This is a genomic window from Rubrivirga sp. SAORIC476 (genome assembly GCF_002283555.1).
In the GTDB taxonomy this organism is placed as follows: Bacteria; Bacteroidota; Rhodothermia; order Rhodothermales; family Rubricoccaceae; genus Rubrivirga.
Window position 1 is genome coordinate 127,111 of sequence record NZ_MVOI01000015.1, and the last position, 22,597, is coordinate 149,707.

Annotated in this window: 23 protein-coding genes; 9 read left to right on the forward strand and 14 right to left on the reverse strand. The window is 71.5% G+C overall.

Features of this window, described 5'->3' with window-relative positions; translation table 11 throughout:
- Positions 1-35: 35 nt before the first annotated feature.
- The 4 genes from B1759_RS18210 to nadD form a co-directional block, all read right to left on the reverse strand.
- Positions 36-713: a TIGR04282 family arsenosugar biosynthesis glycosyltransferase gene (locus tag B1759_RS18210; protein WP_095516504.1), complete on the reverse strand. Its 678-nt coding sequence runs from the start codon at positions 711-713 to the stop codon at positions 36-38.
- Positions 710-3,235 carry a PAS domain S-box protein gene (locus tag B1759_RS18215; protein WP_095516505.1) on the reverse strand — a complete coding sequence of 842 codons (2,526 nt, stop codon included), beginning with the start codon at positions 3,233-3,235 and terminating at the stop codon, positions 710-712. Before B1759_RS18215 ends, B1759_RS18210 begins: the two co-directional genes overlap by 4 nt.
- Before the next feature lie 132 nt (positions 3,236-3,367).
- On the reverse strand, positions 3,368-4,732 hold the full coding sequence (locus B1759_RS18220; RefSeq protein WP_143537483.1) for a hypothetical protein: 1,365 nt from the start codon (positions 4,730-4,732) through the stop codon (positions 3,368-3,370).
- Between the two features lie 20 nt (positions 4,733-4,752).
- Positions 4,753-5,337, reverse strand: coding sequence for a nicotinate-nucleotide adenylyltransferase (gene nadD, locus B1759_RS18225; protein ID WP_198949017.1), 585 nt, complete (start codon positions 5,335-5,337; stop codon positions 4,753-4,755).
- A 238-nt stretch (positions 5,338-5,575) separates the two neighbouring features.
- Between nadD and rplU the strand changes: the two genes are divergently transcribed.
- From rplU to B1759_RS18240, 3 genes are all read left to right on the forward strand, one after another.
- Positions 5,576-5,890 (forward strand): 50S ribosomal protein L21, encoded by a 315-nt coding sequence (rplU, locus tag B1759_RS18230; protein ID WP_095516508.1) that lies wholly within the window; start codon positions 5,576-5,578, stop codon positions 5,888-5,890.
- Between the two features lie 40 nt (positions 5,891-5,930).
- Positions 5,931-6,191, forward strand: a complete 261-nt coding sequence (rpmA, locus tag B1759_RS18235) for a 50S ribosomal protein L27 (RefSeq protein WP_095516509.1) — start codon at positions 5,931-5,933, stop codon at positions 6,189-6,191.
- Positions 6,192-6,268: 77 nt separating this feature from the next.
- On the forward strand, positions 6,269-6,982 hold the full coding sequence (locus B1759_RS18240) for an HAD family hydrolase (protein WP_095516510.1): 714 nt from the start codon (positions 6,269-6,271) through the stop codon (positions 6,980-6,982).
- Between the two features lie 6 nt (positions 6,983-6,988).
- Here the strand turns inward: B1759_RS18240 and B1759_RS18245 are convergent, their stop codons facing one another.
- Positions 6,989-7,486, reverse strand: a complete 498-nt coding sequence (locus tag B1759_RS18245; RefSeq protein WP_095516511.1) for a hypothetical protein — start codon at positions 7,484-7,486, stop codon at positions 6,989-6,991.
- A 40-nt stretch (positions 7,487-7,526) separates the two neighbouring features.
- Entirely contained in the window at positions 7,527-8,144 is a 618-nt protein-coding gene (locus B1759_RS18250) for a rhomboid family intramembrane serine protease (RefSeq protein ID WP_198949018.1), read from the reverse strand.
- Between the two features lie 56 nt (positions 8,145-8,200).
- On the opposite strand from B1759_RS18250, the gene B1759_RS18255 reads away from it, so the two are divergent.
- Complete coding sequence (locus B1759_RS18255; protein ID WP_143537484.1) at positions 8,201-8,536, forward strand: hypothetical protein; 336 nt, start codon at positions 8,201-8,203, stop codon at positions 8,534-8,536.
- A gap of 78 nt (positions 8,537-8,614) precedes the next feature.
- Here B1759_RS18255 and yihA read toward each other — a convergent pair whose 3' ends face one another.
- The 3 genes from yihA to B1759_RS18270 form a co-directional block, all read right to left on the reverse strand.
- On the reverse strand, positions 8,615-9,229 hold the full coding sequence (gene yihA, locus B1759_RS18260; protein ID WP_095516513.1) for a ribosome biogenesis GTP-binding protein YihA/YsxC: 615 nt from the start codon (positions 9,227-9,229) through the stop codon (positions 8,615-8,617).
- 82 nt (positions 9,230-9,311) lie between these two features.
- Positions 9,312-10,193 (reverse strand): succinate--CoA ligase subunit alpha, encoded by an 882-nt coding sequence (sucD, locus tag B1759_RS18265; protein WP_095516514.1) that lies wholly within the window; start codon positions 10,191-10,193, stop codon positions 9,312-9,314.
- A 97-nt stretch (positions 10,194-10,290) separates the two neighbouring features.
- On the reverse strand, positions 10,291-10,578 hold the full coding sequence (locus B1759_RS18270; RefSeq protein ID WP_095516515.1) for a twin-arginine translocase TatA/TatE family subunit: 288 nt from the start codon (positions 10,576-10,578) through the stop codon (positions 10,291-10,293).
- Positions 10,579-10,734: 156 nt separating this feature from the next.
- On the opposite strand from B1759_RS18270, the gene add reads away from it, so the two are divergent.
- The 3 genes from add (at position 10,735) to aroA (ending at position 13,888) form a co-directional block, all read left to right on the forward strand.
- A complete protein-coding gene (add, locus tag B1759_RS18275) occupies positions 10,735-11,778 on the forward strand; it encodes an adenosine deaminase (RefSeq protein WP_095516516.1) in 1,044 nt (347 codons plus the stop codon).
- Between the two features lie 5 nt (positions 11,779-11,783).
- Positions 11,784-12,425 (forward strand): hypothetical protein, encoded by a 642-nt coding sequence (locus B1759_RS18280; protein WP_095516517.1) that lies wholly within the window; start codon positions 11,784-11,786, stop codon positions 12,423-12,425.
- A 140-nt stretch (positions 12,426-12,565) separates the two neighbouring features.
- The gene (aroA, locus tag B1759_RS18285) at positions 12,566-13,888 is read left to right on the forward strand and encodes a 3-phosphoshikimate 1-carboxyvinyltransferase (protein WP_095516518.1); all 1,323 of its coding nucleotides are present in this window, start codon (positions 12,566-12,568) and stop codon (positions 13,886-13,888) included.
- On the opposite strand, the gene B1759_RS18290 is transcribed toward aroA, so the two are convergent.
- The 4 genes from B1759_RS18290 to B1759_RS18305 form a co-directional block, all read right to left on the reverse strand.
- Complete coding sequence (locus B1759_RS18290) at positions 13,885-14,610, reverse strand: TonB-dependent receptor plug domain-containing protein (RefSeq protein WP_095516519.1); 726 nt, start codon at positions 14,608-14,610, stop codon at positions 13,885-13,887. The genes aroA and B1759_RS18290 overlap by 4 nt on opposite strands.
- Positions 14,611-14,712: 102 nt before the next feature.
- Positions 14,713-16,011 (reverse strand): hypothetical protein, encoded by a 1,299-nt coding sequence (locus tag B1759_RS18295; protein WP_095516520.1) that lies wholly within the window; start codon positions 16,009-16,011, stop codon positions 14,713-14,715.
- Between the two features lie 62 nt (positions 16,012-16,073).
- Positions 16,074-19,082, reverse strand: a complete 3,009-nt coding sequence (locus B1759_RS18300; RefSeq protein WP_158225342.1) for a carboxypeptidase-like regulatory domain-containing protein — start codon at positions 19,080-19,082, stop codon at positions 16,074-16,076.
- Between the two features lie 214 nt (positions 19,083-19,296).
- Positions 19,297-19,680 carry an MGMT family protein gene (locus B1759_RS18305; protein WP_198949019.1) on the reverse strand — a complete coding sequence of 128 codons (384 nt, stop codon included), beginning with the start codon at positions 19,678-19,680 and terminating at the stop codon, positions 19,297-19,299.
- A 67-nt stretch (positions 19,681-19,747) separates the two neighbouring features.
- Between B1759_RS18305 and murB the strand changes: the two genes are divergently transcribed.
- Both murB and B1759_RS18315 read left to right on the forward strand, forming a co-directional pair.
- Entirely contained in the window at positions 19,748-20,881 is a 1,134-nt protein-coding gene (gene murB, locus B1759_RS18310) for a UDP-N-acetylmuramate dehydrogenase (protein WP_095516522.1), read from the forward strand.
- A 39-nt stretch (positions 20,882-20,920) separates the two neighbouring features.
- Entirely contained in the window at positions 20,921-21,649 is a 729-nt protein-coding gene (locus B1759_RS18315) for an EAL domain-containing protein (RefSeq protein ID WP_158225343.1), read from the forward strand.
- A 4-nt stretch (positions 21,650-21,653) separates the two neighbouring features.
- Here the strand turns inward: B1759_RS18315 and B1759_RS18320 are convergent, their stop codons facing one another.
- Positions 21,654-22,565, reverse strand: coding sequence for an ADP-ribosylglycohydrolase family protein (locus B1759_RS18320; RefSeq protein ID WP_198949020.1), 912 nt, complete (start codon positions 22,563-22,565; stop codon positions 21,654-21,656).
- Positions 22,566-22,597: the final 32 nt, after the last annotated feature.

Consider the following 22,597-nt stretch of genomic DNA (forward strand, 5'->3'; position numbering starts at 1 on the left):
GAAGCGCTTTCAGGAGGCGGCGGGTCGCGAGGAAGCTACGGGCCAAGGTCGTACCGCTCGGTGAGGGTTGCGAGCATGCGGGCCGTACGGGGACCCGTATCGGCACCACCGCGCCACTCCTCAATGAGCCGCCGGAGCGTCGCCACGTCGTCCACGTCGTAGTGAGGCGGGAGGACCACCGGCGTGAGGTCCACCTCCATGACGCGCTCCAGGGTGTCCTCGAACACGTCCGGATGGCTGTACGCCATGTCGAAGAGGTCCGGCACGATGTCGTTGAGGCCGAGCAAGTAGTAGCCGCCGTCGTCGCTCGGCCCGAGGACCGCCGTCAGCGGGTCGTCCAGCGCCTCGAAGGTGAGCCCGAAAAAGGCCTCCGGCAGCGTCGGGTGGTCGGTGCCGACCACGATGGCGCGGTCGTGCCCGGCCGCGAAGGTCTCGACGAAGGCGCGCAGCATCCGCTCGCCCAGCCCGTCGCCCCGCTGGGGGTGGACGCTGACGCCGTCGGGCACGAGGTCGCCGGGGTCGCCGGCGAGGTAGAGCCGCACCGCAGGTCCCCCGGCCTCGGCGCCGAGGCGGGCGTAGCGGTCGAGTGCGTCGCGCAGGAACGCCTCGTAGAGCGCCGCCGCATCGGCGGGCGTGAGCGCGGGCGACAGGCGCGTCTTGACCCGCCCCGCCTCGGGCGCCTTGGCGAACACGATCAGGGCCGGACGGCTCATGGGGTCGGGCGCTCGCGGAACTGGACCATCGCGCCGGTCAGCGCGCCCTGCTCGCGGATCGGCGTGACGCTGTAGCGCACCGGCAACGGCGTCCCGTCGTGACGCCAGAACACCTCATCGTCGCACACGCGGGGCTCGCCGTCTCGCAGCGTCTGGTAGATGGGGCAGGTCTCGACCGGGTAGTCCGTGCCGTCGGCGTGGCGGTGGTGGATCAGCGCGTGCTGGCGGGCGCCCATCTGCTCGGCGGCAGGCCAGCCCGTGAGCGCGACCGCGGCCTCGTTGACGAACGTGGTCCGCCCCTCCAGATCGAGGCCGTAGATGCCGTCCGAGACGGCGTCGAGGACGGACCGGAGGCGGTGCTCGGCGTCGGCCGCGCTGCGCGTCATCTCGCGGAAGTCGGTCACGTCGTGGAACGAGACCACGACCACCTCGGGCGTGCCGTCGCGGTCCTGGTCGATGGGCGTCGCGTTGACGCGGTACCAGCGGGTCGGCTCGCCAGGCGGCGTGACCCCCTGGATGACCCCGCGAACCGGCGTGCCGGTCCGCATCACCTCGCTCTCCGGGAGCGCCTCCGGGGTGACGGGTTGCCCGTCGGCGTCGATCATCGGCCACCGGTCGGCCATGTGGTCCGTCTCGCCCTCTCCCCCGCCGGGTTCCGAGAGACCGAGGAACGTGCGCGCCGAGGGATTCGACATGATCACGTGGAGGTCGGCGTCGACGACGATGACGCCCGAATCCACCGTCTCGACGATGGTGCGGTAGCGCTCGCGCGCGTCCCGCTCGGCGTCGGTCGCCCGGTCGGCCTCGATGCGGCGGCCGACAGCCTGCCCCATGACCTCGATGAGGTCCCGCTCGGACGCCGAGAAGCCGCCCGGACGAGCCTCTGGAGACACGAAGTTGAGCGTCCCGACCACCTCGGCGTCCACCAGCACCGGCGTCCCGATGAACGCCCGGAGACCGCGTGAGACGCAGGCCGGGTGGTCGGGCGCCTCCGCGATGGCATCTGCGTAGGTCACCGTCGCGCCCGTCTCCACGACGGCGTCGCAGAACGCCTCGCCGATGGGGACCGTCAGGCCGGGCTCCAGCGCGGGATCGGGCGAGACGACGGCCTCGATGCGGTAGAGCCGCTCGCCGGTCGCAGGGTCGAGTGGCGTCGCGGACAGGATGCCGATGGGCAGCTCGAACATCTGGCACCCGGCCTGGAGGTAGGCCTCGAAGCGCGCCTCGGGCGACGGGTGCTCGGCCGTCGTGATGCCGTGGAGGATCTTGAGGTCCTCCGCGAACGCCTCCAACTGGGCCGTCCGGTCGGCGACGGCGGATTCCAGCTGTCGGTTGGACCGGGCCAGCTGGCGCCGAAACTGGCGGCGGTCCGAATCATCCCGGCACAGGGCCACCACGCACAGCCGCCCGTCGTACTCGACGAGGCGGGCGTTGGTGGACATCGCCAGCCGCGTGCCGTCGCGCGTGATGTGGGTCGAGTCGAACGTCGACCGACGGGTCCGCCGGAGCTCCGTCAGAGCGGATGCCACGTCCACGGCACCAGGAGCCATGATGTCGGCGACGGTCTTCGTCCGGAGCTCGTCGGCCGTCCAGCCGTAGGTGGCGACGGCCGCCTGGTTGAAGGCCAGGAACGGCTCCGGCCCGTCCGTCCCGATCGGGTAGACGAGGACCACATCGTCGAGGGCGTCGAACAGCGTCCGGAAGCGCGCCTCGCTGGCGGCCAGCGCCATCGCAGCGGCCGTCTGCTCCTCGATGTCGGTGTGGATGCCCACCCACTCGGCGACCGCCCCATCGGCGTCCCGGACCGGGGTGGCGCGGGCGGTCATGCGGCGGTAGCCGCCGTCGGCCTGGCGGAGGCGGTGCTCGACCTGGTAGGGCGTCTCCGTCGCGACGGCGTGCGTCCAGGCAGCCTGCGTGGCCTCGCGGTCCTCCGGGTGGATGGCCTCGACCCAGCCCCAGCCCGCGGCCTCCTCGGGGGTCTGCCCGGTGACCGCGTGCCACTGGCGGGCGTCGAGCCGAAGCTCGCCGGAAGGAGGCGTCGTCCAGACGATGGCGGCGGTCGCCTCGACCAGCGAGCGGTACCGCGCCTCCTCGCGGCCGAGCTCAGACTGGGCCGCCTGGAGAGCCTGAACCTCGGCCCGGTCGGCCACATTCTGGAACACGACCGCGAGCACCTCCGCGTCGAGCGGCACGGCTTGCAGGGCGTACGTGGCCGTATCGATGCGGTTGTCGCCGTAGACGACCGTCCCGAGGTCGCGGGGCTCGCCCGCACGCAGCACGTCCCGGTAGGTCTCCAGGATGCCCGTCGCCCCGATCCCAGGAACCACCTCCACGACCCGCCGCCCGACCTCGGCGGAGGTCTCCAGCCCGGTGATCGCGGCACTGGCGGGGTTGCTGTAGATGAGCCGGAACGACGCCACATCGGCCGGATCCTCCAGTCGGTAGACGGAGATGCCGAGCGGCAGGCGGTCGAGGAGGTCGGGTCCGAAGCGCTCGGCGGGCGACGTAGTAAACAGTCCCATAGAGGAGGCTGGCGAGTCGGTTGAATGGGCAGGTCGAGGCGGCGTTCCGTCTGTCACAGCATGCCCCGACCCCTCCCCAGAGAACGCTGTGCCACGGGCCCGGCACAGCCTCTCTCCACGCGCTCTTCCCGCTCAATCCCGGTTCCAGGCCGACAGGAGGGCCTCCAGCGGACCGATGCCGGCGCTGTCGGCGCGGGCCTGTCCGAGTGCGTGGTCGAGGGCGTCCACCCCAGCCTCCCAGGCCGCCGTGTCGGCGCCGAGTTGGTTGTGCCACAGGACGACGGCCACCCCTCCCGACTCGCGCGCGGCGGCGAACACGGCGGCGATCCGCTCCCCCATCGCCTTCGGTCCGAGGCCGAGGTAGTCGGTCAGCGTCGCATCCATGAGGGCCAGCGGCATCTCCCAGAGGTCCGTCACGCGGTCGGCGACGGGGTCGAAGAGACGGAACGGCTGCGCGGTGCCGCGCCGGAAGCCCGGGTGCTCGGCGAACCCCAGCGTGCTGTCCAGGCGGACCCCCGAGGCGGCCAGCGTACGAGGCGTGTCGGGTTCCGTCCACCGGAGGAAGTGCGTCCGCGCCAGGGTGGGCAGGCGACCGAACGCGGTCTCGAACCGGTCCGCCTCGGTGGCCCAGCGGGCGGGGTGTCCGTACGTGCCGTACCCCGGGTGCCAGCCGACCTCGTGGCCCTCGGCCTCCCACCGGCGCAGCCGCCTCACGAGCCAGGGGTCGAGCCCGCCCGGCACGTCCTCGGACGTCCAGGCCCCAGGCTTGACGAACCACGTGGCAGGCGTTCCGTGGCGGGCGGCGAGGGCGTGGAGCGCGTCGATGCTGGCGCGGCGGCGGTCAGGGCCGAGGGCACGGCGCAAGGCGGCGACAGGGCGCCCACGGCGGAGGTCTCCAGCGAGGGCACGCATGCGGCGGGTGCGGACCGCGTCCAGGTCATGCGTCAAGGCGACGCTCCAGGGAGCCCCGCCCCACGTCCGCCCGGGCGTCTCGATGCCGTGGGCGCGCAGCGCGGCGCCGAGGTGAGCGCGATAGGCGTCCACGGCCGGGCGGAGGGGGCCGCCAGGCGCGTCACCGAGGGCCGCCTGGAGCGAGGCATCGAACGGGACCCGCCCGTGCCGGTCGCGGGCGCCCGTGGCGTGCTCCTGGAGACCCGCCAGCCACCACGCGCTCCCCGCGACGAGGTCGCCCAGCCTGTCCGTCCGGCCAGGGGAGCCGACGGGGACGGGCCAGCGCTCGCCCCGGACGTCCACCCGGCCCAGGTCGGCGACGGCTGGAAGGTGAGGGGCCGCGAGGTCGGCCAGAGCGCGTGACGCCACCTGGAGCCCGAGCGGCCCCGCCTCGGCTGCACCGTCGGCGGACACAACGAGGCGGGCGTCGCCCCGGCGCACCCAGTCGGGCGTGAGCCCCAGCCCGCGCAGCAATTCCGTGAGTCCGTAGCGCAGCAACGCCTCCGCAGCAGGCACGTCGACGCAGCAGGGGATGGGGGGCGGCATAGGTCGAGTCCAGCGGTGCGCTACCGGTACAGCCCCTCCGCCTCGATCACGGCGCGGACCGCGTCCGGCACGAGGTAGCGGACCGTCCGCCGCGCCCCGATCCGGGCGCGGATCTCGGTGCTCGACAGATCCAGCGCGGGGCCGTCCACGATGGTCACCGCGGTCGCCAGCCAGTCCGGCAACCCGCTGAGGTCGACGGCGTCGCCGGGGCGGCGGTACACGAGCAGCCTCGCCATGCGAGCGATGGCCTCGGCCTCTCGCCACCGTGGGAAGCCTGCGAGGCTGTCTCCTCCCACGACCAACGCGAGGTCCTCGTGCCCATCCGCTCGAAGCTGACGGACGGTATCGACGGTGTAGCTGACGCCGTTCCGGGTGACCTCCAGGTCGGAGGCCGCGAACCGGTCGTTGCCCGCGATGGCGGCCTGGACCATCCGCAGGCGGGTCTCAGCGGGTGCCAGCGACGGGTCGCCCTGCTTGAACGGGGATGTGGCGGCGGGCATCCACAGCACGCGGTCGAGCCCGGCCGCCTCGGCGCACGCCTCAGCCACCGCGAGGTGCGCGAGGTGCGGGGGGTTGAAGGAGCCACCGAAGAGCGCGAGCGGCATGCGGGGAAGCGGGATGCGGAGACCCACAAGATGAGCGCCGAGCGCGGGATCGGCCATCTCAATCCCCTCTGCCCATTTCCATTCTCGTCTCCCGCTCCTGCGCCCCCATTCTTCGCCAAATCACCAGATCGCCCGGCCTCCCGGCCCCTAGCTTATCCGGCTCTGTCCCGCGCCCCTCCGCGGGCCTGCCCGGCACCCGGCCGGGACCGCCATCCGGAGGGCCACAAGCTCGCACCCCATGTACGCAATCGTCGAGATCGCCGGCAAGCAGTTCAAGGTCGCCGAGGGCGACCGCCTCTACGTCCCGCGCCTCAAGGACGACGTCGGCGCCGACGTCACGTTCGACCGCGTCCTCCTGACCTCCGGTGACGCCGGCGTCTCCGTTGGCGCGCCGACGGTCGAGGGCGCCTCGGTCTCCGCGTCGGTCCTGGCCCACGTCAAGGGCGACAAGATCATCGTCTTCAAGAAGAAGCGCCGCAAGGGCTACCGTGTCAAGAACGGCCATCGCCAGCCGTACACGCAGATCAAGATCGGCAGCCTGTCGGTCAACTAAGGCCCGCCGCCTCCCCTCGCAGCTCCAGACCCCCAACGACATGGCACATAAGAAAGGCGTCGGCTCGTCCAAGAACGGCCGCGACTCCAACCCCAACATGCTCGGCGTGAAGTCCCCCGGTGGGGCGACCATCCACGCCGGCACGATCATCGTCCGCCAGCGCGGCACCAAGTTCCACCCCGGCGTCAACGTCGGCCGTGGCAACGACGACACGCTGTTCGCGACCGCGACCGGCCGCGTCCGCTTCCAGACGAAGCGCGGCGGCCGCAAGACGGTCCACGTGGACGTGGCCGAGGCGTAGCCCCCGGCTCGATCCGTTCGAGACGCCCCCGCAGCTCCGGCCGCGGGGGCGTCGTTCGTTTCCGCCCCGCCCTCCCGATGCCCCTCCCCCGCTTCATCGTCTTCGACCTGGACGACACGCTGCTCGACCACCGCGCGGCCGAGCGCGAAGCGCTGGCCGACGTCCACCGGATGCACGAGGCCCATCTCGGGCACCACGACCTCGGACACCTCCAGGAGACCTACCACGCCTGCAACGTGCCACTGTGGCGCGACTTCGGAGCCGGGCGCATCACCTCGGCCGACCTGAAGCGGCTGCGAAGCGAGCGCCTGCTGGACGCCCTGGAGTGCCGGACCCTCGCGCCAGAGACGTTCAACCGCGACTACCTCGACCGCTATGCCGCGCACTGGCGTTGGGCCGAGGGCGCCCGCGCAGCCTACCACGCCATCGCCGACGTCCTGCCGGTGGGCGTGTTGACGAACGGGTTCTCGGCGCAGCAGCGGGGCAAGCTGGCGGCGCTCCCCGAGATCGCCGACCGGGCCGCGTTCGTCGTCATCTCCGAGGAGGTCGGCGTGATGAAGCCCGATCCCCGCCTGTTCGAGCACGTCCGCGGCGAAGCGGCGACGGCGCTGGGATCGGAGGTGGACGCGTCCGACCTGCTCTACGTCGGCGACTCGTACCACTCCGACGTGCTGGGGGGCACCGGCGCCGGGTGGCCGGTCGCCTGGATCCGCGGCGACGCCGAGCGCGCCCCCGAGGGCGCATTCGTGTTCGACGCCTGGACGGAGTTGATGGCCCGCCTCGAGATGTGAGCCGGGCTAGTCCGCGAGCGTGTCGCGCTGCACCACGGCTCGGAACCGACCCACGAGTGAGAGGCGCCGGTCGCCGCCCGCGTAGAGGGCCTGCACGTCGAACGAGCCGCGGGCTTCCTGGCCGAAGGCCTCGATCTGCATCTGGCCGTCGAAGGGGGGGAGGAGGCCACTTCCCGGCCCGTCCCGTCGGAACCACACCTCGCCCGGGTCCGTGCCGAGTACGACCGTACCGGTCTCTGCCAGCGCGCCGCCCTCGCCGCCGAAGAAGAACGTGCCCTGGGGAAGCGACAGCAGGCCCCCCGAAGAGGTGACGGTCCCGTCCGCTCGGTGGAGGACGCTGTAGTGGACGCTCCCGATCACGTCGAGGGCTTCGTTCTGGTCCGGGTCCGCGGCGTTCGTGTACTCGTAGCGGGCGTCTGCCTGCCCCGGCTCGAGCGCGTCCCCGCCGAACAGGTCGCAGCCGGCGAGCAGGGCCACGAGAAGAAGGACAGAGCGGGCACGCATGCAGAGAGAGGAGTCGTGTCCGAGGTCCCGCGCGGACGCCCTAGCCCAGCCCGAGTTGGCTCAGGAAGATGCTCAGCGCCGCCGGGTACAGCAGCAGCGTCAGCGCGAGGCCGCCCAGCGCGCCGCCGAGGTGGGCTTCGTGGGCGATCCGCCCGACCTCCCGCTTCGAGGCGTAGATCGACAGCCCGACGTACAGCACCGCGAACAGGATGGCGGGCATCGGGATCGCGAAGAAGATGTAGAGCAGCGAGAACGGCTCGAAGAGGCAGAACGAGAAGAGCACCCCCGAGATCGCACCCGAGGCGCCTACCGCCGAGTACTGCGGCGCGTCCTTGTACTTCGCGTACGTCAGCGCATTCGCCAGCAGCTCCGAGCCGATGTAGATCGCCAGGAAGCGTCCCGAGCCCACGACGGTCTCCACGTACGGTCCGAAGTAGAACAGCGTGATCATGTTGAACAGCAGGTGCATGAACCCGACATGCACGAAGCCCGCCGTCAGCCACCGGCTCCACTCCTTCTCGCGGACGACCCGGAACGGCTTGAACGCCCACCGGTCGATCAGCGACGGGTCGACGAGAAGCGAGTAGGCTCCGACGGCGACGTTCATGACGAGCATGAACAGGGTCACGGGCGGGAGGGCGAGGAGCTCTTGAAGCACGGGCGCGGGGGGGAGGACGGCTACCTTACCCGTCACCGCCCCCCGTGCTCCACCCCGTGTCCCGTTCCCGCATTCTTGTCCTCGGCGCCCTCCTGCTCGGCGCCTGCCAGGGCGACGACGCCTACGTCGGCACGTGGCGCGCGGCCGGGGCCGACTCGCTGGACATGCGCTACCAGTTCTTCGCCGACGGCACCGCGCGCATCGTCGAGCGGGGAGGCGACACGCCCCAGGTCTACGAGGCGCGCTACGCCGTCGTCGGCGACTCCGTGCTCACGCTCCAGTGGATCGACGACCTCGGGCCGGACGGTCGCTTCCAGATCGAACTCGACGGCGACACGCTCCGCCTGGAGAACCCCGCCGGAGGTCAGCGCACGAACTGGGTCCGCCTGTAGCGACCGCGAAGGGGGCCGACTCGGCACCGAGGTGGCCACGTCTGCCACACCGCCGCCCCCGGGTCGTGCGCCAGGGCGCTACACCAGCACCGTGTCGATCCAGCTCCACAGCTCCCCGATGCCCTGCTTCTTCTCCGACGACGTGAGGATGGTCGGCAGTTCGAGGCCGTACGGAGCGAGATAGTCCCGGATGCCGCCGACGGCCTGCTGGCGCTTGGTGGCCGTTAGCTTATCCGACTTCGTGAGCGCGATCAGGTGGGGCGCCGGGCTCTCGCGCATGATGGCGAGCAGTTCCTCGTCCATCTTCGTCATCCCGTGGCGGCTGTCGACCAGTTGCACGACCGCCTTCAGGACTCCCTCCTCGGCCCGCTCGGTCACGTAGCGGCCGATGAACTGCTGCCACTGCGCCCGCTGCGCCTTCGAGACCTTCGCGTAGCCATAGCCGGGCAGGTCGACTAAAAACACGTCCGGATGGCCCTGCGGGTTGGGGTTGACCGCGTAGAAGTTGAGCGCCTGCGTCTTGCCCGGCGTGCCCGACGTCTTGGCGAGTTGCCTCCGCCCCAGGAGCGCGTTCAGCAGCGAACTCTTGCCCACGTTGGAGCGCCCCACGAACGCCACCTCGGGCGCCGTCGGGTGCGGGAGCGCCTCCCACGACGGGGCCGCGAGGGCGAATTCAGCGTGCTTGACTTTCATGGGCAGGGAGAATGTGGCAAGGGGCAAGAGGATGGGACTCTCGCCCCATGCCTCTTGCCCCTTCCCGCATGCCCGGGCGCCGCTAGGCGACCGCGCTGAAGTGGTCGGCCACGGTCTCGCCGATCGAAGCGGGGCTCTCGACGGTCGTGATGCCCGCCGCACGCATGGCTTCCAGCTTGGCCTCGGCCGTGCCCGCGCCGCCCGACACGATGGCGCCGGCGTGGCCCATCCGGCGGCCGGGAGGCGCCGTGCGGCCCGCGATGAAGCCGAAGACGGGCTTCGTGACGTGGTCCTTCACGAACTGAGCGGCCTCCTCCTCGGCGCTGCCGCCGATCTCGCCGATCATGACGATGGCCTCCGTGAGCGGGTCGGCCTCGAACATGCGGATCGCATCGAGGTGCGTCGTCCCGATGATGGGGTCGCCGCCGATGCCGATGGCGGTCGACTGGCCGAGTCCGGCGCGCGTGAGCTGATCGACGGCCTCGTAGGTGAGCGTGCCCGAGCGCGAGACGACGCCGACAGTGCCGGGGGTGAAGATCATCGTCGGCATGATGCCGACCTTGACCGAGTCGCCCGGGGTCAGCAGGCCGGGGCAGTTGGGCCCGACCAGCGTGACACCCTTCTTCTGGACGTAGGGCTTCACCGGGATCATGTCCTGCACCGGGATGCCCTCTGTGATGCAGATGACCGTCTGGACGCCCGCGTCGGCGGCTTCCAAGATCGCGTCGGCGGCGAAGCGCGGCGGGACGAAGATGACGGACGTGTTGGCGCCCTCCTTCTCGACGGCGTCGCGGACGGTGTTGTAGACCGGCCGGTCGAGGTGGGTCGAGCCGCCCTTCCCGGGCGTCACGCCGGCGACGACGTTGGTGCCGTACTCGATCATCTGCTCGGCGTGGAAGGAGCCCTCCTTGCCAGTGATGCCCTGGACGACGAGGCGGGTGTTCGAATCGATGAGGATGCTCATGCGGAAATGCGGGGTACGGGGGTACGAGGTACTCGGTGCGGGGCCGTGGGCGATGAGGTTGGCGTACCCCGTACCACGCACCCCGCACCTCTAAACACTATGCCTGCGAGTCCTGCGGGGGCTCGGGAGCGGGCGACGGAGGGGCCATCTGCTCGGCGACCGGGGCGGACGCCTGCGTCTGGGCCGGAGGCCCCTGGGGCGGCTGGATGCGCTGCTGCGGACGGGTGTCGACCGTCAGCTCCTGCTTGATGTCGTTGGTGGCGTCCTTGAACTCGCGGATGCCCTTGCCGAGACCACGCGCGATCTCAGGGATGCGCTTGGCTCCGAAAAGGAGGAGCACGACGAGGAGGATGGCGATGATCTCGAACGGACCGAGGCTGCCCATGGCGGGGAGAGAGAGGAGGTGGATCGAAAGTACGTGCCCGCCCCGTTCGGGTGCCCGAGCCCATGCGTCTTCGCCGAGTCCACAGAGCGGGCCTCCTCGTGACGGCGTCCCCGCGCCTCCCTCGCCCGTAGCTTCTCGGACGCTCCCCCCCGCCCGATGCCGACGCCCCTCGACCGCGACACCGTCCACGCCTGGCCCAAGGCCGAGCTCCACTGCCATCTCGACGGCTCGCTCCGCCTCGGCACGCTCCTCGAACTGGCCGAGGCGCAGGGCAAGACCGACCTCCTGCCCGCCTCCGACGAGACCGGCCTCGCCGATGAGCTCCGCAAGATCGACAGCTCGCCGACGCTGGAGGAGTACCTGAAGTGGTTCGGCTACTCGATCCCGGTCATGCAAACGCGCGACGCGCTCCACCGGATCGCGTACGAACTGGCCGAGGACATGGCGAAGGACAACGTCCGCTACCTCGAAGTCCGGTACGGGCCGATCCTGCACACCGAGGAAGGCCTTACGATGTGGCAGGTCAACGACGCCGTCCTGGCCGGTCTGGCGGACGCTGAGCGCGACCACGGCATCCGATCCGGCGTGATCGTGTGCGGGCTGCGCGACCGGTTCGAGAGCGCGTCGCTGGCCCAGGCCGAGCTGGCGGCCAGCTACCGCGGACGCGGGGTCATCGGGTTCGACCTCGCAGGCGGCGAACGCGGCAACCCGGCCGACCTCCACGGGTCGGCGTTCTACCTCGCGCGCAAGGAGTTGCTCAACATCACCGTCCACGCAGGCGAGAGCTTCGGCCCGGCGTCCATCCGGCAGGCGCTGTTCAAGTGCGGCGCGCATCGCATCGGCCACGGCGTCACGCTGGGCCAGGACCCCGAGTTGCTGCGCTACGTCGTCGACCGCCAGATCCCGCTGGAGGTCTGCCCGACGTCCAACGTACAGACGCACGTGGTGGCGAGCTACGAGGCGCACCCGGTCGCCGAGTACGTCCGCGCGGGCGTGCCGGTCACCATCAACACCGACAACACGCTCTTCAGCCACACGACCACCACCGACGAGCTCTGGCTGGCGCATACCCGCTGCGGCATCCCGGCGCATGCGCTCCGCGAGATCGTGCTGAACGGCTTCCGCCACGCGTTCCTGCCGCACCGCGAGAAGCTGGCGCTGCTCGCCGAGGTCGAACCCCTCCTCTCCACGGCCGACTAGCCACGATGCGCACGCTCCTCTGCACCCTGCTTCTCCTCGGCGCCTGCGCCGCACCGCCGTCGCCGACCGAGGCGGGCGGGCCCGAGGCTGAGACGCCCGAGGCCGCCCCCATCGCGGTCCAGGGGTTCGACGCCGCGACGTGGCTGGCGGAGGTCCGCGCCGCCGAAACCGAGGCGGAGCGGGTCGCCCTGTCGTCCGCCCTCCTCGACGCCGTCGACTGGCGCACGGCGTGCGGCGAGGACGACCCGACGGCCACGGGCCGGGGCGACATCCGGCTGCTCGCCCTCGGGGAGGAGGACCCGCTGGTGGAGGTCGTCTGCCAGCGGTTCGCCTACCAGGCGACGTTCGCCCTGGTGGATGTCCGCCCGGATGAGACACCCCGCCTCGTGCGTGCGCTCGGCGTGTTGGAGGACGGCACGCTCTCGGCCGACACCACGGCGAGCTTCTTCGGCGCGCTGGTCGCGTCGCCGGCGCCGGGCCGGTTCGGGGTGGTCACCAAGAGCGCGGGCCACGGCGGCTGCGGCACCGACGCCACGTACCGCCTGCTGGCCACCGGCGGGGCCGAGGTCGAGCGCGTGCGCGCCCACACGGCGTGCGACGCGGCGCTGTCCCCGGAAGACTGGCCGGTGACGTATTCGGCGAACTAGCGCCTCCCTCCCCTCGGACGACCGAGCCGCGCCCGCGCGGCGGTCGCACCGTCCCCCGGGTGGATGGGAGATTGAGACAGAACGCCCCCTCCGCCCCTGGCGGGCAAGGTCCGCCCCCCCGATTCCTGCATTTGCCGCCCATGATCGTCACCGTCCACCCCGCCGCCGCGCTCGCGGGCACCCCGTCGCTCCCGGCCGACAAGTCGGTCGCCCACCGCGCCGCCCTCTTCGCGGCCCTCGCCGACGGCGAGAGCGAGATCGTCGGATTCTCCGACGCCGCCGACCCGCAGTCGACGGTCGCCTGCCTGCGCGCCCTCGGCGTCGAGTTCGAGGAGCGGGACGATGTGCTCGGCCCGGACGGCATCCCGAGCCTCTTCGTCCAGGGCCGCGGACTCAACGGCCTCGTGGAACCCGCGGGCCCGCTCGACTGCGGCAACTCGGGCACGACGATGCGGCTGCTCGCGGGCCTCCTCGCCGGACGCCCGTTCACGAGCACCCTCGTCGGCGACGACTCGCTGACGCCGCGGCCCATGAGCCGCGTCGCGATCCCGCTCGGCCAGATGGGCGCGCGGATCGGCATGACGGACGGCCACGCGCCGCTGGTCGTGGAGGGCGGCGCGCTGTCCGGCATCACGTACCGCCTGCCGGTTGCCTCGGCGCAGGTCAAGAGCGCCGTCCTGCTGGCGGGCCTCAGCGCCAGCGGCACCACGACCGTCATCGAGCCCGTCCGGACGCGCGATCACACGGAGCGGATGCTCGAACTGGATGCGCTGGAGGTCGGGGGCGAGCGGCACCTGACCATCGAGCGCGGGCACCGCATCCGCGCGCGGCAGTGGGTCGTCCCCCGCGACGTGTCGGCGGCGGCCTTCTTCCTGGTGGCCGGCAGCATCGCCGAGATGGCCACGATCCAGCTCACTGGCGTCGGCCTGAACCCGACCCGCAGCGGCGTCCTCGACGTGCTCCGCGCCATGGGTGCCGACATCCGCACGTCCAACGAGCGCGAGCGCGGCGGCGAGCCGCTGGGCGACCTCCGCGTCGAAGCCCCGGCGAACGGGCTGGCCGGCGTCGAGATCGGCGGCGACATCGTGCCCAACCTGATCGACGAGATCCCGGTGCTGGCCGTCGCCGCGGCCTGCGCGCAGGGCCGGACGGTGATCCGCGACGCCGAGGAGTTGCGCGTCAAGGAGACCGACCGCATCGAGGCCATCGCGGACGTGCTCCGCGCCATGGGCGCCGACGTGGAGGAACGCCCGGACGGGCTGGTGATCGAGGGCGGCCGTCCCCTCAAGGGCGCCGCGGTGGACGCCCGCGACGACCACCGCATCGCCATGGCCGCCGCCGTCGCCGCGCTCGTGGCCGACGGGCCGACGACGATCCACGGTGCCGAAGCCGCCGCGGTCTCCTTCCCGGCGTTCTGGGACGCGCTGGAGAGCGTCGCCGCCGGGGCCGTCGAGATGGGCTAGCGGTCCGACGCGACGATGCGCGTCCAGATGAGGACCGCCCCGCAGGTCTCCTGCGACTTCGTCTGGGTGTACTCCAGGGGCACCTCGGCGGGGCCGCGGTACACCTCGACCGCCGCGATGTCGTCGTAGGGGAACGCGTCGAGGTTGCGTGCCAGGTAGGTCATCTCGGTGCCATCGACGTACATCGCCATCAGGCACCCGCGCCGACGCGACGAGACCAGGGACGTGCCCGCCGCGTCGTGCTGCACCCGGACCCCGGCCACCCCGCCGAACACGTCCGCCACCTGCGACGCGCCCCGCTGATCGAGCTCTTCCCGCGTCACGAACACGCCCGTCCGCTGCTGCCGCCGCGCGAAGAAACCACGGCGGCGCAGGAGCGCGTCGTTGACGGTCTCGGCCTCGACCGTCACCTCACCGAGGTGCTCCACCTCGGGCGCGAGCGGCAGCACCGCGACGACGTGGGACTCGGCAGGGATCTGGAGCGTCGTGTCGAGGACGGCGTACCCCGGCCCGCGCGCCACCACGCGCAACGGGCCCGGCTCGACGCCGAGCAACTCGGCCCGGCCGAAGTCGTCCGCGGTGCCCGACAGGCCCGCCACGGTCAGGGTCGCGCCCGAGACGGGACGCGACGTGAGCCCGTCCCGCACCAGAAGGGTCAGTTCGGCCGTCTGGGCCGAGGCGACCGCCGACAGGACGACTAGGAGAGCGATGGAACCACGCATGGCGACGGCAGGGCATCCGCGACCGGCAGGGTACGAACAGGATGGGGCGGCCCGGTGCACTGCACCAGACCGCCCCAGAATCACGACCTGTCGGCGAGACGCCTAGAGGTTCGGGTTCGCGTTCCGCTCGGTCTGCGTCAGCGGGAAGTAGCGGTAGATGCCCGGCAGCGGCTGCAGCGTGAAGCTGCCGTCGCCACCGCCTCCCCCGGCGTAGACCGCGTACTCGAACGGCAGCCCGAAGCGCCGCTGGTCCACGAGGCGCTGCCCCTGGGTGAACAGCTCCCGGTCCCGGATCTGGATCAGGGTCTCCTGGGTGAGGTCCGGGTCGGCAGCCCCGATCTCATCGAATCCGCGGTCCGCGAGGACGGGGTTGACGAAGGCCTCCGCAGCGTCCGGATCGGTGTCCTCGAGGAGGGCGACCTCCGCCTGGATGAGCGCGTTCTCCTGCCACGTGATGAAGGGCAGGTCCACGTCCGGAGTCGGGTACAGGGCCTGCTGGTAGTACGGGCGGCTGAACGTCCGGTCGAAGTTCAGCGTCTGCACGACGAGGTCCCGCGTGTCGATGGCGTCGTAGTCCGCGAAGCGGCGAGCGATCGAGATCTGGACGCGGCCGTTGCCACCCTGCGACCACCAGTCGTTGGAGGACGCAGCCGTGTAACGCCCGACGTACGGAGCGTCGCCCTCCATCATGCCCTCGGCGGCGAAGGCGCCAGCGGCTCCGCGGTCGCCCTGGAACAGCGCGATGCGCGCACGCAGCGTGTTGATCTGACGCTGCTGGGTCGCGCTGCCGAGGTCGAACGCGATGGCGAGCTTGTCCTGCGCCTGCTGGTACAGCGTCGCCGCCGGGATGACCGGCCCCGGATCGTCACGGTCCGTGCTGATCGGGGCGCCGCCGTTGACGCCGTCCTCACTGAAGTAGGTCGCGAGGAAGTAGCGCGCGATGGCGCCGTGGAAGTTGGCCGCGAAGCGCGCCCGGGCCTCGGTCGCGACGCCGTCCGCGTCGTCCGAGAACGTGATCGTCTCGTCGATGCGGCGCAGCAGGTCGTCCGCGGCGTAGCGGTACTCGTTGACCGCGTCCGAGAGGTTGTCGACCGAGTTGTTGTCGAAGCCGATCTCCCCACGGTCGATGTCGCCGAAGGTGGGGAAGGTGGAGTTGCGGACGCCCCGGTTGAACTCGCCGACGTCGGAGAGCAGGTCGGACAACGTCGCGATCTGGTCGTAGGCGTCGTTGAAGCCTTCCTTGATGCCGGTGATCTGGAAGTCGACCTCGCGCTGGAGGTCGAGGGAGTCGCTGTTGACGCGGTCGATGGGCTGGTCGATGCCCTCGACGAACGAGTCGCAGGCGGCGAGCGAGCCGACGGCCGCGAGGGCCAGGAGCCCGGTGAAGATGGGGTTTCTCATGGGAGAGGTGGAATCGGGGGGGGCAGAGCGGTCGGCGGGGAGGTCCCTCCCCTGCCGACGTCTTAGAGGCCGAGCGTGAGGGTGAGGAAGTACTGACGCGGGTTCTGGAGCGTCAGGAAGTCCTGCCCACGGGAGAGGCTGCGCGCCCCATTGAAGTTGACTTCCGGGTCGAGGCCGCTGTAAAGCGACGTCTGGAACACGTTGCGGGCCGAGAGCGCGAGCGCGGCCGTCCGCACGAGGCCGAGCGACGGCAGCGTGCTCAGGACCGGGCCGAGGTTGTAGCGGACGGTCACCTCCCGCAGCTTCAGGTAGTCCCCGTCGCTGATGAAGTTGTCGTCCAGCGTGCCCTCCGTCCGCGCGTAGGCGTTCGCGGCATCGATGTACTCCTGGGTGCCCGGCGCCAGGTCCGGGAAGTCGCCCTGGTCGTCGCCCGAGGTCGTGAACCCGAGTTGGTCGGCGAGCTCGTTCCGCTGGGTGAGGTTGCCGAACTGAGCGCGGAAGTTGTCCGTGTTGTTGTACACCCGGAGCCCGGTCGCCCAGTCGGCGAGGGCGTAGACGGTCAGGTTCTGGAACAGGCGCAGCGACGCCGTGAACGAGCCGTTGAAGTCCGGGTACGGGTTGCCGCGGTAGCAGCGGCCGTCCTCGACGTTGCAGTCCTCGTCGACCGGGGTGCCGTCGGCGTTCGTCTGCACGCCCACGTCGACCCCGTCGTAGACGCCGTCGGCGTCGAAGAGGGCGCCGTTGACGGGCTGCACGTAGAACGCCGCCCGGGGCAGGCCCGGCTTGAGCACGTTGATGTCGAAGCCGTCGAAGAGCGGCGGCAGCGGCTCGCCGTTGCGGTCGACGCCGACCGACTTGACCTCGTTGGTCTGATGGCTCAGGATCACGCCGAGGTCGAGCGACGCGTTGCGCGACGACAGCGGCGTCATGTTGAGCGCGAACTCGAAGCCCTGGATCGAAATCTCGCCGACGTTGAACGGCAGCGTGGACGCCACCAGACCCGTCGAGGGCGCGAGCTGGCGGCCGAAGATCGACTCCTCCGCCGTCTGGTTGTAGTACGTGAACTCGACGGCGACGCGGTCGGCGACCTCGAGGTCGATGCCGGTCTCGAACTCGCGGACCTTCTCAGGCTGGATGGCCAGGTTGCCGATCTGCTGGATCGTCGCGCCGGACCCGTCCCCCCCGACCTCGGAGGCGTAGAGCAGCGGGATGCCGTCGAACGAGCCGGGCAGCTGGCCGCTCTCGCCGTAGGCCGCGCGGACCTTCAGCAGCGAGAACAGGGCCGGGACGGCCTCGAAGCGGTCGAGCCGGACGGCCGCACGCGCCAGCGGGTACACCACGCTCGGCGCGTTGTCTCCGATGGTCGACGCGTAGTCGTTCCGCAGGCCCGCCGTCAGGAAGTACGTGTCCTGGTAGTCGAAGGACTGCTCGGCGATGATGCCCACCTGGCGGAGGTTGTTGAAGAACTCCCCGGCGCTCTGGTAGTCCGAGCCCGCACCGGCGTCGGCCAGCAGCGAGGTCCCGAAGTTCTGGATGCCGAAGCTGAACGTCCGCAGGCGACGGTCGAAGCCCTGGACGCCCACCGCGGTCGTGGCGTTGAGGCCGGTCATCGGGCGGTAGCTGTACCGCGCGTCGAGGATGAACGAGACCTGATCGTTCTCGCGGGTGTAGACATCCCGCTCGCCGCTGTTGGTGCCCGAGTACACGAACTGGGACGGGAAGGTCTGGTCCTGGCGCGTGTCCGACGCGTCGATGCCGACCTGGGCGCGGAGCGCGAGGTTCTGGATCGGCGTGTAGCGCGCCTCGGCCGAGCCGAGGTACTGGTTGGTGCGGTAGATCGTGCTGATGCTCCGGACCGCCAGCGAGTCGGTGAACTGGTACGGGACCGGCAGGAGCAGCACGTTGCCCAGGTACCCCAGGATGTTGTTGTCGTTCTGCGGCTGCCCGATGGTGCTGAACGTGTAGGAGGTGTTCACCCCCACCGAGAGGTTGGGCAGCGGGAACGCCTCGAAGTTGCCGCGCATGGAGCGCCGGTCCTGGAAGTTGCCGAAGACGATGCCGTCCTCGTCACGGTAGTCGAACTGCGAGAAGTACCGCACCGAGGGCGACCCGCCCGAGACCGCGAAGGTGTGCTGCTGGATGCCGCCGTTCTCGAAGATGGCGTTCGCATCCTCGAAGGTCTCGCCCCCGGTCAGCGCGTCGTACTCGAACTGCTGCTCGTTGACGCCGGTGGTCCCCGAGTAGGTCACCTGGAACGGGATGGGAGCCCCCACACCGCCACCGATGGTGCCCTTCTTGGTCGTGATCAGCACCACGCCGTTGGACGCGTCGGTGCCGTAGAGGGCCGCCGCGGCGGGCCCCTTCAGCACGTCGATGGTCGCGATGTCGTCCGGCGACAGGCTGGACAGCGCGCCGATGCCCTGACCGCCCGCGCCGAAACCAGCGTACTCCGCGTTGTCGATGCGGATGCCGTCGACGTAGATCAGCGGCTGGCCGTCTCCGTTGAGGCCGCCGCCGCCGCGCACGTTGAAGCGGATGCCGCCGCCCACGTTGCCGGAGGACGGCTGGACGCTCACCCCGGCCACCTTCCCGTTGAGGAGCTGGTTCACGTCGCCGTACTGCTGCACGTCCGCGAGCGCGGCGGCGTCGATCCGGCTGACGGAGACCTCGGACCGCGAGCGCGACCGGGACGAGAGCGCTCCCGTCACCACGACCTCTTCGAGACCCGCGAGGTCGGGGTCGAGCGTGAAGGACTGGGTCAGCGTCTGACCGGCCTGCAGGGTGAGGGTGGCTTCCTGCGGCTCGTACCCTGTGTAGGAGACGCGGAACGTGTAGGTGCCCGCCGGGACTTCCAGGCGGTACGCCCCGTTGAGATCGGTGGCCGCGCCGCGACCGGCGTCGACGGCGAGGAGGGCCGCCCCAATGAGCGGCTCGCCGGTATCGGAGGCGAGGACCGTGCCTGTGAGGGTCGCATCCTGAGCGGAGGCGGAGGCGGAGAACAGCAGCGCCACGGCGAGCGCCAGCAGTCCGCCGAGGGCGCCCGGCTGGACGCGTGAACGGAGATGAGTCATGAGATGATGGGGTGTGTGTCTTCCGACGAAACGCATGGCAGCAAACCCGGAGTCGACGCGGCGACTCCACTGCCTATCTGCCCACTCCTCCCGTCCGGAGGAGCTACTGTTGCGACGAGCAACAGGGTATTGCCCTGCCTACCTGAAGAGCCTAAGGGTCTCCCCGAGGCGGTCGAATCCCGTGGTCGGACGGTCGCTCGCCCGGTGCGAACGGTCAGAGGTCGCCGCTGAACGGACTGCCCGCCTCGGCAGGGTCCCAGAGACACGAAACCAGCTCAACTCGGTCGGAATCAACGAATTGAACGCCCTCCGCCCGCAGCCGCTCCTCCATCAGCGACGGCGTGGCGAAGTGGCGCCGCCCGCTCAACCGCCCCTCCCGGTTGACGACACGGTGGCACGGCAGAGCCATCGGATCGGCCCCGGCGGCGGCCTTCAGCGCCCACCCCACACCCCGCGACGCGCGGGCGGCTCCGAGCGCTCGCGCGATGTGCCCGTACGTGGTCACGCGACCCACCGGAATCTGGGCCACCACGGCATACACACGGTCGTAAAAGGTGGGCTCGGCAGGCATGGTCGGCAGCATGAACCACTGGAGCATACGGCCAGGCCGTGCTGCGGTGAGGGGGGCGGCCTCGGTATCCTGATGGCCCCAGTCCCCCGGCTCCGTGTCCCTCGTCTCCCCCGCTCCCGACGGCCCCCTCGACGCACCCGAGCGCGCCCGCCGCGAGGCCGCCTTTCGCGACGCCCTCGCCGACCGGCTCCCCGGCCTCGACCCGTCCCGGGTCCGCGCCGAGGTGCCGCTGGCGCCGTTCACCACGTTCAAGGTCGGCGGCCCGGCGGAGGTCTTCTTCGAGGCCCACTCGGCCGACGAACTGGCCGGGGCCGTGGGCGCCGCGCGGGAGGTGGGCGTGCCGTTCTTCCTGCTCGGGCTGGGGGCCAACATCCTGGTGGGCGACGGCGGCTTCCCGGGCGTGGTCATCCGCAACCGGGCGGACCACCTCGACCTGGACGCCGAGACCGGGCGGGTCTGGGCGGAGAGCGGTGCCATCGTCTGGCCGGGCCTCATCGAGGCGACGCTGGCGGCCGGGCTGAGCGGCGTCGAGCACTACGCGGGCATCCCCTCCACGGTCGGCGGGGCGCTCTGGCAGAACCTCCACTTCCTCTCGCCGCCGCCGGAGCGCGAGCGGACCATGTTCATCGAGGAGGTCGTGGAGAGCGCCGTGCTGCTGGGCGCCGACGGCACCCGACGGACGGTGGACCACGCGTGGTTCGACTTCGGCTACGACTACTCGACGCTCCACGTCACCGACGACCTCGTCCTGGGCGCGACGTTCCGCCTGGAGCCCGCCGACCCGGCCCGGCTCCAGGAGATCGTGGATGCCAACCTGGCGTGGCGCGGCGCGCGGCACCCTCCCCTCGACACCGAGCCCTCGGCCGGGTCCATCTTCAAGAAGATCGACGGCGTCGGCGCGGGGCGGCTGGCGGACTGGTGCGGCCTCAAGGGCACGCGCATCGGCGGGGCGATGGTGACGCAGAAGCACGCCAACATCCTCATCAACGTCGGCCACATGGAGGGGCAGCCCGCCACGGCGCGCGACGTGCGGCACCTGATCGCGTACGTGCAGGAGACCGTCGAGCGCGAGCAGGGCTACCGCCTGAGCACCGAGATCGGCATGATTGGCGACTTCGGCGACCTCGGCGACCTGCCCGAGGCGGGCTGGGAGAACGCGGACGGCTTCGACGACGGCGTGCCTCCCGGCGGCCACCCGGAGGCCCACCGCGACGCCGAGCGGCGGTGACGGCTTGAGTCGGCCCCCGGAGCGGCCGATCTCCCTCTGGTGCCCCTCCCTGCCGACCCGGACCTCGACCTCGACCTGCGCTACGCCGCAGCACGCGGCCAGCTCGTGGCGTCCTTCGAGCCCGTCGTCGCGCTCGCGACCGACGCCGTGGCCGGGTTCGTGGCCCGTGCCACGTGGCACCACCCGGCACGCGGCGTGCTCGGCCCGGAGGTCGTCCGCCCGGTGGCCGAGCGGACCGACCTGGCCGACGACCTCGACCGGTGGCTCATCCAGGCCGCCTGTGATGCCGCCACGGGCTGGGGCGCCGAAGCCCTCGATGCGCTCGGCCTGCTGGTGGTCCCGTGCGCCGCGTCGACCGCGCAGGACCCCGACGTGCCGTTCTTCGCCCGTGCCGTGGCCGACATGGCGGGGCTCCCCCCGGACCACCTCGTGCTGAATTGGCCGCAGGCCGCCCTCTCCCCGGCTCTCGCCGCGGCCCACACCGCGCTCGGCCTCGGCCTTGCGAGCGACGACCTGCCCCCGGCGGTCTCCCTCGATGTGCTGGTGCTGGATGCATCCGCTCGTGCCGCTCGCGTGCCCACGGAGCAGACGGTGCGGCAGGCCGCCCGACGCGGCGTCCGCGTGCTCGCCGAGGGGGTCAGCCCCGACGACATGGCCGAGGCGCTTCAGGACTGGGGCGTCACCTACGCGAGCGGTGGACTTCCGCCGGGGACAGCCGCTGACGCCCGCGCGGCCCTCACGCGACGGACCGCCCAGCCGGCCCGCTGAGACCCTACCCGCCGAGCGCGTCCACCAGCGCCTCGGCCTCGCTGCGGAGCGCGTCGGCGTCTTCGAGCGCGCCCAGCCACTCGACCGGGAGCGCCTCCAGGCCGTGGAGCGCGCCGAGCATCGCGCCGACGCACGCCCCCACCGCCGCCGCGTCGCCCCCGACGTTGACGGCCGCGAGCAGCGTCGACTCGACCAGCTGCGGCGAGCGGGCCACCATGGCGACCGCGAACGGGAACGCCTCGTCGGCCGCCGAGCCGGTGCCCGCACAGAGGTCCTGGAGGTCGAGCGGGTAGTCGTCGAGGTGCTCCGCCACGCGACCGAGGCGGGCGGAGACGCGGTCGTCGGCGCCGAGCAGTTTCTCGCCGTCGAGGGCCGCCGAGCGCGCCGCGGCGAGGATCTCCGGCCCGGAGAGGCTGTCGGGGTCTTTGCCGAGGCACGTCCGGATGGCCGCCACCTGTGCCGCTGCGGCGACGTGGGCAACCGGATGCGGGTCGACCGACTGGAGCAATAGCCCAGCCCAGCGGACGCTCGCGAGGTCCTTCAGGCCCCGCAACCGGGCCTGCACGCCGAGCGGAGCCGCACACGCTGCGCCCGCGCTGCTCGGCGAGTGGACCGGCCCACGGCGCAGCTCGGTGGCGCCGGGAAGCGCCGACAGGAACGCGACGCGCACTTCCTCGGGACTGTCGGGCGCGCCGGTCGTCAGCGCCTCGGTGAGCGCGCGGGCGCGCTGCGTGTCGGCCGTCCACTGGCCCGCGCCGAGGTCCTCGCGCTTCTCGTCGCCGCGGAGGTCCTTGATGCCCTTGTAGTAGGTCCGCACGTTCTGGTGGCTGAGGCCCTCGACGGGCATCCCGAGCGCGTCGCCGAGGGCGGAGCCGAGGAGGGTGGCGACGAGACGGTCGCGGAAGGGAGCAGGCACGAGAGGACCGGGTGAGGAGACGGGCAAGCGCG